Origin of the sequence: Brucella sp. MAB-22 (assembly GCF_025908475.1) — a bacterium.
GTDB classification, from domain to species: Bacteria; Pseudomonadota; Alphaproteobacteria; order Rhizobiales; family Rhizobiaceae; genus Brucella; species Brucella anthropi.
In genome coordinates this window covers 707,800-722,924 of the sequence record NZ_CP109781.1, presented here as the reverse complement: position 1 = coordinate 722,924, position 15,125 = coordinate 707,800, and the positions used below count along the sequence as shown (strand labels likewise).

The following is a 15,125-nucleotide window of genomic DNA, read 5'->3' as shown; positions in this document are numbered from 1 at the left end:
ATGGCTTATCTCCATACGTTTCTTTTCGGCATCTATCCCTACATCGCACTGAGCGTGCTCGTGCTCGGTTCGATCTTCCGCTATGACCGCGAGCCCTATACGTGGCGTTCCGGCTCAAGCCAGCTCTTGCGGCGCAAGCAGCTCATGTGGGGCTCGGTTCTGTTCCATCTTGGCGTGCTGTTTATCTTCGCCGGTCATTTCGTCGGCCTGCTGACGCCGATCTGGGTCTTCGACATGCTTGGCGTCAGCCATGAAGCAAAGCAGATTCTTGCCGTCGTGGCGGGTGGCATCGCCGGTGTGATGGCAATCGTCGGCGCCAGCATGCTTGTGCATCGCCGTGTATTCGATCCGCGTGTTCGTGCGTCCTCGCGACCGACCGACACGCTGATTATCATTCTGTTGTGGTTGCAGCTTCTGCTCGGTCTCAGCACCATTCCGATCTCGCTGCAGCATCTGGACGGCGGCGAAATGGTGACATTCATGAACTGGGCGCAAGGCATCTTCACCTTCAATCCGGCTGCATCAAGCTACATCACCAATGCGTCGATCATCTTCAAGATGCATATCTTCCTGGGGCTCACCATATTCCTGCTGTTCCCGTTCACGCGTCTTGTGCATATGCTGAGCGCGCCAGTGCGCTACATCTGGCGTCCGGGCTATCAGGTCGTGCGTGAGCGCAACCATACGGCTCAGCCCTCGCATATGCGTATTCCTGCGGAGTAAGGCTCATGGTGACACTTTTTGACCGGAAACAGCCAACTGAACAGCCAGCTGAACATTCGCACGGAGCACATGCTCATAATGCGGGCTACACGACCTATCAGGAGCCGGATACGCGCGTGCCGCCGAAGCCGCGCCCGGTCTTTGATGCGGTGTCCGTCAATGGCGTGGCGATCAACGAAACCGACATTCTGACGGAGGCACAAAACCATCCGTCGGAAAACCCCGGCGCGGCACTGCTTGCCGCCGCGCGGGCGCTGGCGATCCGTGAGCTTCTTCTGCAGCGTGCGAGGGAAACCGGCATCGTGCCCGAGCACGAGAAGGATGCAGAAGGGCGCAGCGAGACCGACGAGGATGCGCTGGTGCGCATGGTAATCGAACGGGAGGTGGAAGTGCCTTCCGCCACACGCGAGGAAGCCTTGCGCTTTTACGAAAACAACCGCCACCGCTTCACCAGTGCGCCTATTCTGGAGGCGAGCCATATCCTGATCGCTGCCGATCCTGCCGACAGCCAAGCCCGCGAAAAGGCCCGCACGACCGCATCCCATCTGGCATCCTCGGTGATTGCCGCGCCTGCCACATTCGCCTCGGTTGCGCATGAATATTCGTCCTGCCCTTCGGGCGCGCAAGGCGGCAATCTGGGTCAGCTCACACGCGGCAGCACGGTGCCTGAATTCGAGCGGGCGCTGGAACGCCTGACACCTGGTGAAATAACGCCAGCCCCGATTGAAAGCCGTTTCGGCTTTCATATCGTACGGCTTGACCGCCGTATCGAGGGCGAGGAACTGCCGTTCGATTATGTTGCCGACAGGATTGCCGGCTGGCTTGAAGCCTCCACCTGGTCGAAGGCCGTGTCGCAATATATCGCGATCCTCGCAGCCGATGCCGACATTACCGGCATCGATCTGCTGTCGAACGAGGGAGCCGAGGCATGACCCGCGAACCGACACTTGCAGCCATCCTGGCCGCAAAGGATGTGCCGGTGGACCAGCTTCTGGCTGGCGTAGCGCATCGGGCGAGGCAGGCAGGGCTGCGCGTGGCGGGCTTTCTCCAGCACCGCGAGAGCAATACGGATGAATGCTGCCGCGATATCGAGATCGAGCATATTGGCACCGGCGTGACGCAGATTATCTCGCAGTCGCTCGGTTCGGGGTCGAAGGGGTGTCGTCTCGATCCAGCGGCGCTTGCCGATGTGGCAGGTTCGCTTCTGGCGGAACTCGATAGCGGCGCCGATATGCTGATCCTCAACCGTTTCGGCAAGGGCGAGACGGAAGGGCATGGTTTCCGCTCCATCATCGAAATCGCCTATGCGCGCCAGATTCCGGTGCTGACTGTGGTACGGGAAACCTATGTCGAAGGCTGGAACGACTTCGCCGGTGATTGCGGCGTTCTTCTGGCTCCTGATAGCCAGGCAACGCTTGGATGGTTCGACCGGGTAACAGAACCCCAGCAGCTGTCGGAAGCCGTTTGACGGCGGATATACTATTTTTTACGCATTATCCTGCGCAAAACCGCTTCGCACTTTTGCTGGAAATGCTCTACAGGTCCAGCTGGTCGCGACGGTCTTCCGCAATGAGCTTGCGGATCTGATAGACGATCTGGTCTCCATGCGCCTTGCCAAGCAGATCGGCTGTATCCACGTCCCGTTCTTCGATGGCGCGGATCATGTCTTCATGCTCGGTGACGTAGCGCTCGGGCAGGCGATCGGCGAAAGACTGGTAATAGAGGCGCAACAGCCTGCGCCCTTCATCGAGAAGCCTCGAAAAGAAGGTGGTGTAGAAGGGATTGCGACCCGCTTCAGCAATAGCGGCGTGAAAATCGCGGTTGGTCGCGATCATTTCCAGCGCATTTTGTGAACGGACTGCGCGGGCAAAAGCTTCCTGATGCGCACGGATGTTCTCAAGATCCTTGTCGGTCCGGTTGCGGGCGGCAAGCCGCGTGGTCACGCGGTACATCAGCGTTACTGCGTCGAAAAATGCGGGCAGGCTCAAAAAGTCGATATTGGACACAACGGTCGAGCGATTGGGAAGCGTGGTTACGAAACCGTCGCTTGCCAGCCGCACCAATGCTTCGCGTATAGGCGTGCGCGACATGGAAAAGCGTTCGGCCAGCTGGTTTTCATCAATGGGGCTACCCGGCGCGAGCGAAAGATCGATGATCTCGTCGCGCAGCACGTCGTAAACCAGCTTGACACCTGAACCCTTTTTCCGGTCGGCTGTCTGGTTTGCGTCGTCTTTGTCCATGATCTTGTCTGTCCTCTGTCGGTGTATTTGCCGCAGCACAACTGCATTCTAACACCAGTTTAAATCTCATCGGTCAAGCAATCCTATCCCGAAATAAAATTTTGGTCGACAAGAAAAATACAAAGTGTATATTTGACTTCAATACAAGGTTCGGCAGACCGATTGTAGATCCAGCCCGCGTGAAGAACGCTCAAGGAAAAACGTCCAAGGAACGACGCTATGACCTCTAATATTTTCTCCGGTTGCATTCCGGCCCTCATGACCCCCTGCAAGCCCGACCGCACGCCGGATTTCGATGCGCTGGTCCGCAAAGGCAAGGAACTGATCGCGAAGGGCATGTCTGCGGTTGTCTATTGCGGTTCCATGGGCGACTGGCCGCTGCTCTCGGATGAGGAACGCATGGCTGGCGTTGAAGCGCTTGCCAAGGCAGGCGTGCCCGTCGTCGTCGGCACCGGCGCTGTCAACACGAAGATCGCTGCTGCCCACGCAGCCCATGCGCAGAAAGTTGGCGCGAAGGGCCTGATGGTCATTCCGCGCGTTCTCTCGCGTGGTTCGTCGATCTCGGCGCAGAAGGCCCATTTCAAGGCGATCCTTGCGGCAGCTCCCGATCTGCCAGCCGTTATCTACAACAGCCCGTATTACGGCTTTGCGACCCGCGCCGACCTGTTCTTCGCACTGCGTGCGGAACATCCGAACCTCATCGGCTTCAAGGAGTTCGGCGGTGCGGAAGCCATGCGTTATGCAGCCGAAAACATCACGAGCGCCGATGACAATGTAACCCTGATGGTCGGCGTCGATACCGGCGTTTTCCACGGCTTCGTCAATTGCGGTGCAACTGGTGCGATCACCGGCATCGGCAATGTGCTGCCGAAGGAAGTCCAGCATCTGGTGGCACTGTCGAAGGCCGCTGCCAAAGGCGATGTCGAGGCACGCAAGCTGGCGCTGGAACTGGAAGCCGCACTGGATGTGCTGTCATCCTTCGATGAAGGCCCGGACCTCGTTCTCTTCTACAAGCATATGATGGTTCTGACCGGCAATCCGGAATATGAGCTGCATTTCAATGAGACGGACAAGCTGTCCGATAGCCAGCGCGGCTATTGCGAAACCCAGCTTAAGCTGTTCCAGACCTGGTATGCCGACTGGCTCAAGCAGGGCAGTGCGGCGGCGAAATACGCTGCCTGAAACGCATACAGATAAAAGAAAAAGGCGCCGAATTCCGGCGCCTTTTTTGTGTCTGGTCAGGATATGGCGTCCAGACCTTTATCTTTCAATTTTTCCAGAAGCGCCATTTCGGCAGCCGTAAGCGTGATGCCTTTGGCCAATGAATCGCGGCGGGCGGCAAAGCGGCGCTGCGACGGCAGGCGCGCGCCCTGTCCGGCTATCGCTTCGATCAGGATTTCGCCGCGCTCCTGCGGGTTGCCGCGACCACCTGCCATGCGGGCAGGGTCAAAGGCAATGATAAGTTCGCCATGGCGTGGCGCAAGCGTCGTCGTGCCAAGGAAGTCGAGCGCTTCGGGGCTGGTGAAATCACCGATCATCACACCGGCCAAAAGTTCGATCATCGTGGAAATGGCCGATCCCTTGTGCCCGCCAAATGGCAGCATCGCGCCTGCAAGGGCGGCTTCCGGATCGGTCGTCGGATTGCCGTCTGCATCGACGGCCCAGCCTTCCGGCAGCTGTTTCCCGGCGCGACGGTAGAGTTCCAGCTCGCCACGCGCGGCAACGCTGGTCGCAAAGTCGAACACATAAGGATAATCGCCGGAGCGAGGCCAGCCGAAGGCGAAGGGGTTGGTGCCGAGAAGCGGCTTCGTCCCGCCAGCGGGCGCCACGGTGGCATAGCTCGGGCACATGGCCATTGCCGCAAGTCCCTGTTCGGCGAGTGCTTCGACTTCCGGCCACAAGGCCGCGAAATGGGTGCAGTCGTTGATCGCCAGCGCCGCGACGCCGAGCTTGCGCGCCTTCTCGACGAGGGCAGGCGTACCGCGCTCGAACGCCAGATTGGCAAAGCCGCCCTTGGCATCGACGCGAACGACGGCGCTGTCATCAGTCGTGACGACCGGATCGGCATCGGCGACGACCTTGCCGCTCTTCAGCGTGCGCAGGCAGCCTTCGATACGGTAGACACCATGCGATTTGCAGCCGTCGCGCTCACCCGCCACAATCGTCTTGGCAATGGCTGTGGCATGATCGGCGCTGAAACCTGCCTTGTGCAGGATTTCTCGCACAAGCCTGGCGAGTTCTTCTGTCGAAATCGAAATAGTGTCGCTCATTCTGTCATTCCTTGCCAATTCTCGGGGGCCGTTCTTAAGGGGGCAGTGCTGGGCTGTAATAGGCGTGAAGGTGAGTATCGTTCGTTGAATGCATACAAGATGCATGCAGGCTTGTCATGTCGCGCAGGCCGGCCGGAGGCTGCGGCAAAAGGGCTGGCGGGCACATCGAATGGTGCGATGGTGGGATGCAGAAAATCAATTAGTTTTATTCTGAGCGTCATTATCATGAATAACTTCACCTGTTTGATCCAGATCAAAGAGGTTGGCAGGCGACAGGTCTAAACCCCGTTACGTGGCGTGTTGAGGCCGAGACGGCAGGTGCGCCAATCGTTGGAGATCAGGACAAAATGCGTAACATCGCGATCAAATTTGCTGCCGCAGGCATCCTCGCCATGCTGGCTGCCCCCGCTCTTGCCGAAAATATCGAAGTTCATATGCTCAACAAGGGCGCCGAGGGCGCCATGGTTTTCGAGCCTGCCTATATCAAGGCCAATCCCGGCGACACGGTCACCTTTATTCCGGTGGACAAAGGACATAATGTCGAATCCATCAAGGACATGATCCCTGAAGGCGCCGAAAAGTTCAAAAGCAAGATCAACGAGAACTATGTGCTGACGGTTACCCAGCCCGGCGCATATCTGGTAAAGTGCACACCGCATTATGCCATGGGTATGATCGCGCTCATCGCTGTCGGTGACAGCCCGGCCAATCTCGACCAGATCGTTTCGGCCAAGAAGCCGAAGATTGTTCAGGAGCGGCTGGAAAAGGTCATCGCCAGCGCCAAATAAGATTGACCGAAAACTCTCGATGAGCCGAACTTGAACCGGCTTCATGACGAGGACATCATGACCAGACAGCCAAGCCTGCAGGCAGTACCTGCTGCGATGCCATCCGATCAAAAAGGTATGCCGCGCGGACTGAAAATGACCGGTCCCGTCCTCCTCAGCTATGGCTTCCGCCCATTCTTTCTGGGCGGAGCCATATGGGCCGTTCTGGCCATGCTCTTCTGGATATTGTCACTGACACTCGGAATGCCGCTCGGCGGCTCCTATGGCGGGTTGAACTGGCACGCCCATGAAATGGTGTTCGGATTCTCCTCGGCCGTTCTGGCAGGCTTTCTGCTGACCGCCATTCCGAACTGGACGGGAGGCTTGCCGGTATCTGGCACACCGCTCGCCATTCTCTGCGGGGTATGGCTTGCCGGACGGCTGGTCTTTCTGGAGCCTGACCTGATCGATGTGCGCTTTGCAGTCGTTGTCGAAAGCCTGTTTCTGCCCTTGCTGCTTTTCATCTGTGCGCGGGAAATCATTGCCGGGCGCCAATGGAAAAACCTGAAGGTACTGGTTGGTGTGACGACGGTGATGGTTGCCAATCTTGTCTTCCATTATCTGATCCTGACCGACGGCGACGTGGCATTGGCCAACCGCATCGGGGTCAGCGCCTATGTCCTGCTGGTCATGGTGATTGGCGGGCGCATTGTGCCAAGCTTCACCCGCAACTGGCTCAACAAGGTGGGGAAGACACGCTTTCCGGTGCCTTTCAACCGCTATGACGGTTTCAGCATTCTTGTCGGGGTGGCTGCCTGCATCGGCTGGATCGCCGCTCCTGATCAGACGATAACGGCGGTGCTGGCGTGGATCGCAGCCCTGTTTCACATCGTCCGGCTTTACCGCTGGCGGGGATGGTCTGTGGCGCGGGAAAAGCTGCTGCTGGTTCTTCATGTCGCCTATGCGTTCATCCCGCTCGGTTTCATCGCCATCGGTCTTTCGGCCATTGATCGCCTCAACCCCTATTCTGCCTTGCATGTCGTGACTGTCGGCGCAATCGGCTGCATGATGCTGGCGGTCATGACGCGGGCCACCCGCGGCCATACCGGGCGCGAACTGACTGCCTCGCCCGTCACACAGGTCGCTTATCTTTGCCTTGTCGCGGCAGCGCTGATCCGACCGCTGGCGGAAGTCATGCCGAATTTCTTCCATACCATCCTCGCAGCATCGGCTTTGCTTTGGATGGGCGCTTTCGGGCTTTATGTCATGGAATACGGTCCGATGCTGTTGCGTGAGAGACGCCAGCGCATGGCCGGGGCGTAATCCGCCTCATCTCGATACCATTATAAAGCGCAGTCCGTGGTGATCTACGGGCTGCTTTTTTGTGTTTTGAGAGGTGAGTCGCGACGCCAGAGCTGCGATTCGGCCCGTCCGAAGGGCCTGAAACAGGGGTGTGGAAAGAAAAATCACACTCAAGATCACATTTAAATCGTTATAATGTTATGGCCGTATTGTTATGCTTTTGAAACGGTGTTACCGGAATTGGTGCCTGAGAGGCTGGCCTTAAAAGGACTGCGAAATCTCAGGCAGCACGAGCGCAATGCGCTCTGGCTTAGTTGTTTTACGCATATCGGCACCGAACCGGGTTTCGTTTGCCGGACATGCTCAAGGCTTTGCTTTTGGCAAGGAGGTTGCCGCCGATGAATTTCGCCCCGCCCGTATCAGATATGCTGCAACTCGCCAACTGCATTCGCGCCCTCTCGATCGATGCCGTCGATGCCGCCAATTCCGGCCATCCGGGAATGCCGCTCGGCATGGCTGACGCCGCAGCCGTTCTGTTCTCGAAGCATCTGAAATTCGACGCATCGGCTCCCAACTGGGCGGACCGCGACCGTTTCGTGCTCTCCAACGGTCACGGTTCGATGCTGCTTTACAGCGCGCTCTATCTGGCGGGCTACAAGGATGTGTCCATCGATGAGCTGAAGAACTTCCGCCAGTGGGGTTCGAAGACCGCCGGTCATCCGGAATATGGTCATACAGAAGGCGTTGAGCTGACCACCGGCCCGCTCGGTCAGGGTCTCGCCAGCTCTGTCGGCATGGCAATCGCCGAACGCGCGCTCGCCGACCAGTTCGGCAAGGATATTGTCGATCACCGCACTTATGTGTTCTGCGGCGACGGCTGCCTCATGGAAGGCGTGGGACAGGAAGCGATCTCGCTTGCCGGTCACCTTCGCCTCGGCAAGCTGATCCTGCTTTATGATGATAACGGTATCACCATCGATGGCAGCACGGAAATCGCCTTCACCGACGATATTCCTGCCAAGTTCAAGGCTTGCGGCTGGAATGTCGAAAAGGTCGACGGTCACGATCACGACGCCATCGATGCGGCGCTGACGCGCGCCAAGGCTCAAGCCGACCGCCCGACGCTGATCGCGCTCAAGACTGTCATCGGCTATGGTTCGCCAAATCGCGCCGGTACGAGTGGCGTGCATGGCGCGCCGCTGGGTGCCGCTGAAAACGCCGCCACTAAGGCAGCGCTCGGCTGGACGGCGGAAGCTTTCGAAATCCCTGCACCGTTGCTCAATGCCTGGCGTGAAGCCGGTGCGCGTGGCGTTTCGGAACGTGAAGCATGGCAGAAGCGCGTTGATACGCTGCCTGCAACCGAACGCGCCGAATTCGACCGTCGTATCGCTGGCGTTCTGCCGGAAGGCTTTGCGGCAGTTGTCCACGACGCCAAGCAGCGCCTCCTCGACAAGCCGCTGAATGTTGCGACCCGCAAGGCAAGCCAGATCGCGCTTGAAAGCCTGACGGCAGCCCTGCCGGAAATGATCGGCGGTTCGGCTGACCTTACCCATTCGAACCTCACCCGCGTTCCTGCCGTCGACAGCGATTTCACGCCGGAAAAGAGCGGTCGCTATGTCAGCTACGGTGTGCGTGAATTTGCAATGGGCGCGGCTATGAACGGTATAGCGGTCCATGGCGGTTTCATCCCTTACGGCGGCACCTTCATGGTGTTCTCCGATTACGCCCGTAACGCCATCCGCCTTTCGGCGCTGATGGGTGTGCGTGTCATTCATGTGCTGACACACGACTCCATCGGTCTCGGCGAAGACGGGCCGACCCACCAGCCGGTCGAACATCTGGCCAGCCTGCGCGCCATGCCGAACCTTCATGTCTTCCGTCCGGCAGACACGATTGAAACGCTGGAATGCTGGGCTGTGGCGGTTTCTGATCCGCATACGCCTTCGGTTCTGGCCCTGTCGCGCCAGAACGTGCCGCAGCTGCGCACCGATAATGGCGAGAACCTTTCCGCACGCGGCGCCTATGTGCTGCGTGAGGCGAAGGGCGAACGCCAGATCACGCTGCTTGCCACGGGCACGGAAGTTTCGCTCGCAGTGAAGGCCGCCGAAAAGCTTGCAGAAGAAGGCATCGCAACGGCGGTTGTCTCCATGCCGAGCTGGGATCTGTTTGAAAAGCAGGGCAAGGATTACCGCAAGGGTGTTCTGGGCGATGCGCCGCGCATCGCCGTCGAGGCCGCAGGCAAGTTCGGCTGGACACGGTATGTCGACAGCGAAGACGACGTGATCGGCATGGATGGCTTCGGCGCTTCGGCACCTGCTGAAGTGCTCTATGAAAAATTCGGCATTACGGCCGAGGCGATTATCGCCCGCGCCAAATTCTTGCTGGAGCAGGGCAAATGACGATGGCTGGCAATTTTTCTCCACTGGTTCTGGTGGGCGATAGCGATCGCGTGGAAGCCGAAGCGGTCGGCGCCTATCTCGACAACTGGGCTGGCAAGGACGGCTTGCGTCTTGCGACCGCCGACGCCATCAAGGCTATTCTTGCTGGCGCAACGCGGCTCGCCGGACGCATTGCACGCGGTTCGCTTCCCGGCGATCCGGGCAAGCTTGTCGGCGTCAACAGCGATCAGGACCAGCAGAAGTGCATCGATGTCGGTTCACACAATCTGTTCGTCGAACTGCTGATTGCGGCGGGTGCAGCCTCCGTTCTTTCGGAAGAAGCGGACCTCCCCGTCGCAGGCAAGGCGGATGGGCTGATTGCCGTTGCCATCGATCCGCTCGACGGTTCGGGCAATGTGGGTCTCGGCGCCCCGCTTGGCACGATTTTCTCGATTTTCCCGGCAGATACGGCGGAGCCGTTTTTGCAGCCCGGCAACCGCCAGATTGCTGCCGGTTATGTTTCCTACGGCAATTCGGTCGATCTCGGCTTTTCGGTCGGCGAGGGTGTGATCTTCGCGACCTTCGATCCGGCAAGCGGGGTTTTCCATATCACGCGCCGCAATGTGACGCTGCCGGAACGCACGTCCGATCTGGCGTTCAACGCATCCGTCCAGCGGCATTTGTCCGCTGGTATGCAGGCCTATGTCAACGACGCATTCCTTGGAAAGGATGGTCCGCGCGGGCGTAACTTCAACATGCGCTGGCTCGGTGCTGCGGTGGGCGACATGCACCGCATCATGCAGCGTGGCGGTTTGTTCTTCTATGTGAATGACAGCCGCCCCGGCTACGAAAAGGGTCGCTTGCGGCTCGTCTACGAAGCCAATCCAATTGCTTTCCTCGCCCGTGAGGCGGGTGGCAAGGCGACCGACGGTTCGAGATCCATTCTTGATATCGTCCCGCAAACCTATCACGAGCGCAGTGCGCTGGTGTTCGGCGTGGCCGAAGAGGTGGATATCCTCGGCGAATACTTCGCGAAATAACCTGATCTGACATCGTCTGGAGCATTGGAAATGCTCCATCCATTTGTTTTACGCGCATCTTGTTCCGAACACTGTTTCACACTTTTCGGGATGCGCTCTAGGAGGCTAGAAATGGCGCGCATTACGCTGCGGCAATTGCTCGATCACGCCGCTGAACAGGGTTACGGCGTCCCGGCATTCAACATCAACAACATGGAACAGGCGCTTGCCATCATGGAAGCGGCGGACGCCGCCGATGCGCCGGTGATCCTGCAGGCTTCGCGTGGCGCGCGTTCCTATGCAAACGACATCATGCTCCGTCATATGATGGATGCGGTGACGGAAATCTATCCGCATATCCCGGTTTGCGTGCATCTGGACCATGGCAACGAAGCTGCTACCTGCATGACCGCCATCCAGGCAGGCTTTACCTCCGTCATGATGGACGGTTCGCTCAAAGCTGACGGCAAGACGCCTGCCGACTGGGACTACAATGTTTCAGTCACGCGTCAGGTCAGCGAGATGTCGCATCTCGGCGGCATTTCGGTGGAGGGTGAACTCGGGGTTCTGGGTTCGCTCGAAACCGGCATGGGCGATGCAGAAGACGGCCACGGCGCGGAAGGCGTGCTGTCGCACGACCAGCTTCTGACCGATCCGGACGAAGCCGTGAAATTCGTGCGCGAAACCAAGGTCGATGCACTGGCGATCGCCATGGGCACGTCGCATGGTGCTTACAAGTTCAGCCGCAAGCCTGACGGTTCCGTCCTCGCCATGAACGTGATCGAGGAAATCCATCGCAAGCTGCCGAACACGCATCTTGTCATGCACGGTTCGTCTTCGGTGCCGGAAGAGCTGCAGGAAATCATCAACAAATACGGCGGCAAGATGAAGCCGACCTGGGGCGTTCCGGTTGAGGAAATCCAGCGCGGCATCAAGCATGGCGTGCGCAAGATCAACATCGACACGGACAACCGCATGGCGCTGACCGGCCAGATCCGCCGCGTCCTGCAGGAAGATCCAAGCGAATTCGATCCGCGCAAATACCTGAAGCCTGCAATGGCTGCTATGACCAAGCTCTGCAAGGAGCGTTTTGAGCAGTTCGGCACTGCCGGTCATGCTGCCTCGATCCGTCCGATCCCGCTTTCCGAAATGGCAAAGCGCTATCGCGATGGTTCGCTGGACCCGAAGTTCAGCTAAATTCTGCTGTTAAACCAAGTCTCGCTGAGACTTGGTTAAGCCCGTGCGGCGATTGAGCATCTTCAGGGCGTGATGCGTTAGCATCTTAGCGCCCTGCTATAAGCCAAAAGAAAAGCGGCCTGATGGCCGCTTTTTTTGTTTTCAAGAAACTGAATAATCAGCCCTTGTTGTACTTCGCGTCAACTTCGTTGATCGCGTTGACATTGCCAGCCGAACGGCCATTTTCGTCAAAGGTCTCAGCGAGGAAGGCGTCGGCAATGGTCTTGGCCACTTCCGAGCCGATGACGCGGGCGCCCATGGTGATGATCTGGGCATTGTTGGAAAGCGCTGCGCGCTCTGCCGAATAGGTGTCATGCGTCAGCGCGGCGCGGATGCCCGGAACCTTATTGGCTGCAATGCATACGCCGATGCCGGTGCCGCAAACGAGGATGGCGCGGTCATAGGTGCCGTCGAGAACGGCGGAAGCCACGCGGTCGGAGAGGTTGGCGTAGAATGTATCTGCGCCAGCGTCTGTACGCGAGATTTCCGAAACCTCGAAGCGATCCTTGAGGTGATCGGCGAGAACCTTGGCCAGACCTTCACCGGCGCTGTCGCCTGCTACTGCTACTTTCATCATATTGCTCCTTAATTAGCTCGAATCTTGGCGGCGCACTTGGCCAGAATGTCGAGATAACCTTCGACGTTCCATGCCGAGCGACCGATGAAAAGCCCGTCAATGTGCGGGCAGGCAATCAGCTCTTCGCAATTGCCCGGATTGACCGAGCCGCCATAGAGGCAAGGCACGCGACGACCGAGCATGCTTTCTGCAACCGCAATGATTTCCGCCTGGCGCGCATCGGCATAATCTGCTGATGCCGGGATACCATTTTCGCCGATGGCCCAGACCGGCTCATAGGCAAACAGGATTTCCGCCTGCTTCTGATCGTCGGAAAGCTTGGAAAGTGCTCCGCGCACTTCTTCCTCAAGCACTTCCGCGGCGCGTCCGCTTTCGCGGTCTTCCAGCGTCTCACCGATGCAGATGAGCGGGATCAGGCCGTGGCGCACCGCAGCTTCGACCTTGAGGCCGACCGTTTCGTTGGTTTCACCGAAATGTTCACGGCGCTCGGAATGGCCAAGCTCGACGATATCGAGATTGCAGTCCTTGAGCATCAGCGGCGAAATCTCGCCGGTCCATGCACCCTGATCGGCCCAATGCATGTTCTGCGCGCCGACCTTGACGGAAGTGCCGGACAGGATTTCCTTCACTTCGCGCACGGCGGTAAAGGGCGGGATGACGAAACGCTGAATGTCGGTCGAGCGGCTTGCATCGGCAGCTTTCAAGGCTTCGGCGAAAATGCGGGCCTCGGCCAGCGTCTTGTTCATCTTCCAGCTGGTGCCAATCCAGAATTTTGTCATGCTCAATTTTCGTCCTCTAGGTTTATGCGCAGTCGTCAGCGATGGTCAGTGCAATGCCAGCCTGTTCAAGATCGGCCAGTACAGTCGCGTCGGGGGAGGCATCGGTGATGATCGCGTCGAAATCGGAAAGATCAGCCATCACATGCAGGGCAGGGCGTCCGAACCGCTGGTGATTGACCAGAAGGCAGGTGCGGGCGGCGGATGCCGTCATGGCGCGCTTGGTGCGAACAACATTCTCATCCATGTGATAGACGAGCTTGCCATTGACTGCAGGCGAGGAAATGAAGGCGATGTCGGCGCTCAGATGCGACAGGGCTCCTTCCGTCAGGATACCGAAAAACGCATTGAACTTGGCTGAATAGGTTCCGCCGAGCGCAATCAGATTGATCCCGTTCTCGCCCTTCAGCTCATCGATGATGACGGCATTGTTGGTGATGACTGTCAGCGGACGCTTTTCCAGAAGCATGCCGCCAAGGACAGCCGCCATGGAGCCGTCATTAATCATCACCGTCATGCCGGGTTCAACAAGCTCAAGCGCGGCGCGGGCCATTTTCTGCTTCGCTTCGCCGTCCTGCCGTTCGCGGAAGCGGAAATCGCTTTCAAATTGCGTGCCGGTATCGATCGTCGCTCCGCCGCGTACCTTGCGCAGCACGCCGGTATGTTCCAGCGAATCCAGATCGCGATGGATCGTCATTTTGGAAACAGCAAACCGATCCGCCAGATCGTCGAGATCGACGGCCTGATTTTCGATCAGAAGGTTGATGATTGCCTGTCTTCTGTCGTCGCGCTTCACGCTCTCGTCCGATCTCATTGGCGGAACATTTATCGCATGAAGTTAGATCACAAAATCACAAAATAATCCATTGCAAAAATGTTATTATGTTATTTTCCGTTCGGCTGCTCAACGAGCGTCTTTGCCGTGCGTTCATCGGTGATGAGACCGTAAAGACGACCGCTTTTCAGCACGGCGCGGATGGCTTCCGCCTTGGAAATTCCACCGGCAAGGCCCACGATTCGGCTCATATCCGCGTTTTCGACCGATGCGGCGATGGTGCGGGCGGTCAATGCTGTTTCGAGGCGCTGGCCATTGGCGTCAAAGAAATGACCGAGCATTTCGCCAACACCGCCGAGGCTGGCGATCTCTTCCACTTCAGCCAGTTCTATCATGCCGGATGTGACAAGCTGCGCCTGTGCATCGACTGTGCCGATGCCGACGATCTTCAGTTCGGCCTGGCAACCCATGTCGAAAACGGTGGTGACGCCGCGCTGTGCGAGCAGCACTTCGCGGTCTTCCGCCGTGTTGGCGAAGAAGGGTACCGGCATCACATAAGCGGGCATGCCGGTCTTTTCGGCGATGCGGTGCATCACATCATGCGGGTTGGCGGCGAAATTGCGCGTCAGGCCGCCGAGCAGCGACACAAAGCGCAGATCATTGGCGACGACGCGCGGCATATAGTTGACTGCAGCCGAAAGCGTGCGGCCATGGCCGATGCCGATGACTTCATGGTCGCCATGCTCGATCTCGCGGCGCAGAAAATCCGCACCCGCATGGCCAAGCGCCATGAGCGGCAGACCTTCCTCGCCGATGTCGGGCACGACTTCGCAATAGTCGAGGCAGTACATATCGGCGAGACGATTTTCGAGGTCGATACATTCGGTAATGTCGCCGTCAATACTGACTTTCACCGCACCGTCGGCGACAGCTTTGGCAATAAGGCGATGCGCTTTCACGGAGGGCAGACCAAGGCGCTTCGCAACGGCTGACTGGGTCATGCCCGCCACGAAGTGAAGCCATGCGGCGCGCAGCGCCAGTGAATCGTCAGCATCTGCCATT

General features: G+C 58.4%; 15 protein-coding genes. 9 read left to right on the top strand and 6 right to left on the bottom strand.

The window, feature by feature from the left end:
* Genes narI through OHI65_RS03310 form a run of 3 tightly spaced genes read left to right on the top strand, consistent with a single transcriptional unit; the run spans position 1 to position 2,191 of the window.
* Positions 1 to 723 (top strand): respiratory nitrate reductase subunit gamma, encoded by a 723-nt coding sequence (narI, locus tag OHI65_RS03320; protein WP_125300793.1) that lies wholly within the window; start codon positions 1 to 3, stop codon positions 721 to 723.
* A 5-nt stretch (positions 724 to 728) separates the two neighbouring features.
* The gene (locus tag OHI65_RS03315; protein ID WP_125300792.1) at positions 729 to 1,655 is read left to right on the top strand and encodes a peptidylprolyl isomerase; all 927 of its coding nucleotides are present in this window, start codon (positions 729 to 731) and stop codon (positions 1,653 to 1,655) included.
* On the top strand, positions 1,652 to 2,191 hold the full coding sequence (locus OHI65_RS03310) for a DUF2478 domain-containing protein (protein ID WP_125300791.1): 540 nt from the start codon (positions 1,652 to 1,654) through the stop codon (positions 2,189 to 2,191). Before OHI65_RS03315 ends, OHI65_RS03310 begins: the two co-directional genes overlap by 4 nt.
* A gap of 67 nt (positions 2,192 to 2,258) precedes the next feature.
* Here the strand turns inward: OHI65_RS03310 and OHI65_RS03305 are convergent, their stop codons facing one another.
* Positions 2,259 to 2,963, bottom strand: coding sequence for a GntR family transcriptional regulator (locus OHI65_RS03305; RefSeq protein ID WP_006468363.1), 705 nt, complete (start codon positions 2,961 to 2,963; stop codon positions 2,259 to 2,261).
* A gap of 219 nt (positions 2,964 to 3,182) precedes the next feature.
* On the opposite strand from OHI65_RS03305, the gene OHI65_RS03300 reads away from it, so the two are divergent.
* Positions 3,183 to 4,145 carry a dihydrodipicolinate synthase family protein gene (locus tag OHI65_RS03300; RefSeq protein WP_011982643.1) on the top strand — a complete coding sequence of 321 codons (963 nt, stop codon included), beginning with the start codon at positions 3,183 to 3,185 and terminating at the stop codon, positions 4,143 to 4,145.
* Between the two features lie 56 nt (positions 4,146 to 4,201).
* Here OHI65_RS03300 and OHI65_RS03295 read toward each other — a convergent pair whose 3' ends face one another.
* Positions 4,202 to 5,233, bottom strand: a complete 1,032-nt coding sequence (locus OHI65_RS03295) for an Ldh family oxidoreductase (RefSeq protein WP_036587134.1) — start codon at positions 5,231 to 5,233, stop codon at positions 4,202 to 4,204.
* A 347-nt stretch (positions 5,234 to 5,580) separates the two neighbouring features.
* Between OHI65_RS03295 and OHI65_RS03290 the strand changes: the two genes are divergently transcribed.
* The 5 genes from OHI65_RS03290 (at position 5,581) to fba (ending at position 11,896) form a co-directional block, all read left to right on the top strand.
* A complete protein-coding gene (locus OHI65_RS03290) occupies positions 5,581 to 6,021 on the top strand; it encodes a pseudoazurin (RefSeq protein ID WP_010660860.1) in 441 nt (146 codons plus the stop codon).
* A 57-nt stretch (positions 6,022 to 6,078) separates the two neighbouring features.
* Positions 6,079 to 7,323: an NnrS family protein gene (locus tag OHI65_RS03285; protein WP_125300790.1), complete on the top strand. Its 1,245-nt coding sequence runs from the start codon at positions 6,079 to 6,081 to the stop codon at positions 7,321 to 7,323.
* Between the two features lie 377 nt (positions 7,324 to 7,700).
* Positions 7,701 to 9,701 carry a transketolase gene (gene tkt / locus OHI65_RS03280; RefSeq protein WP_036587135.1) on the top strand — a complete coding sequence of 667 codons (2,001 nt, stop codon included), beginning with the start codon at positions 7,701 to 7,703 and terminating at the stop codon, positions 9,699 to 9,701.
* Entirely contained in the window at positions 9,698 to 10,720 is a 1,023-nt protein-coding gene (locus OHI65_RS03275) for a class 1 fructose-bisphosphatase (RefSeq protein ID WP_264358732.1), read from the top strand. The genes tkt and OHI65_RS03275 overlap by 4 nt, the downstream gene beginning before the upstream one ends.
* 111 nt (positions 10,721 to 10,831) lie before the next feature.
* A complete protein-coding gene (gene fba, locus OHI65_RS03270) occupies positions 10,832 to 11,896 on the top strand; it encodes a class II fructose-bisphosphate aldolase (protein WP_109986723.1) in 1,065 nt (354 codons plus the stop codon).
* 157 nt (positions 11,897 to 12,053) lie between these two features.
* On the opposite strand, the gene OHI65_RS03265 is transcribed toward fba, so the two are convergent.
* The 4 genes from OHI65_RS03265 to OHI65_RS03250 all read right to left on the bottom strand — a co-directional run bounded on the left by OHI65_RS03265 (position 12,054) and on the right by OHI65_RS03250 (position 15,124).
* Positions 12,054 to 12,509 carry an RpiB/LacA/LacB family sugar-phosphate isomerase gene (locus OHI65_RS03265; protein ID WP_029928121.1) on the bottom strand — a complete coding sequence of 152 codons (456 nt, stop codon included), beginning with the start codon at positions 12,507 to 12,509 and terminating at the stop codon, positions 12,054 to 12,056.
* A gap of 11 nt (positions 12,510 to 12,520) precedes the next feature.
* Positions 12,521 to 13,291, bottom strand: a complete 771-nt coding sequence (locus tag OHI65_RS03260) for a triose-phosphate isomerase (protein WP_125300788.1) — start codon at positions 13,289 to 13,291, stop codon at positions 12,521 to 12,523.
* 22 nt (positions 13,292 to 13,313) lie between these two features.
* Positions 13,314 to 14,084 (bottom strand): DeoR/GlpR family DNA-binding transcription regulator, encoded by a 771-nt coding sequence (locus OHI65_RS03255; protein ID WP_029928117.1) that lies wholly within the window; start codon positions 14,082 to 14,084, stop codon positions 13,314 to 13,316.
* Between the two features lie 89 nt (positions 14,085 to 14,173).
* Complete coding sequence (locus OHI65_RS03250) at positions 14,174 to 15,124, bottom strand: sugar-binding transcriptional regulator (RefSeq protein ID WP_125300787.1); 951 nt, start codon at positions 15,122 to 15,124, stop codon at positions 14,174 to 14,176.
* Position 15,125 lies beyond the last annotated feature (1 nt).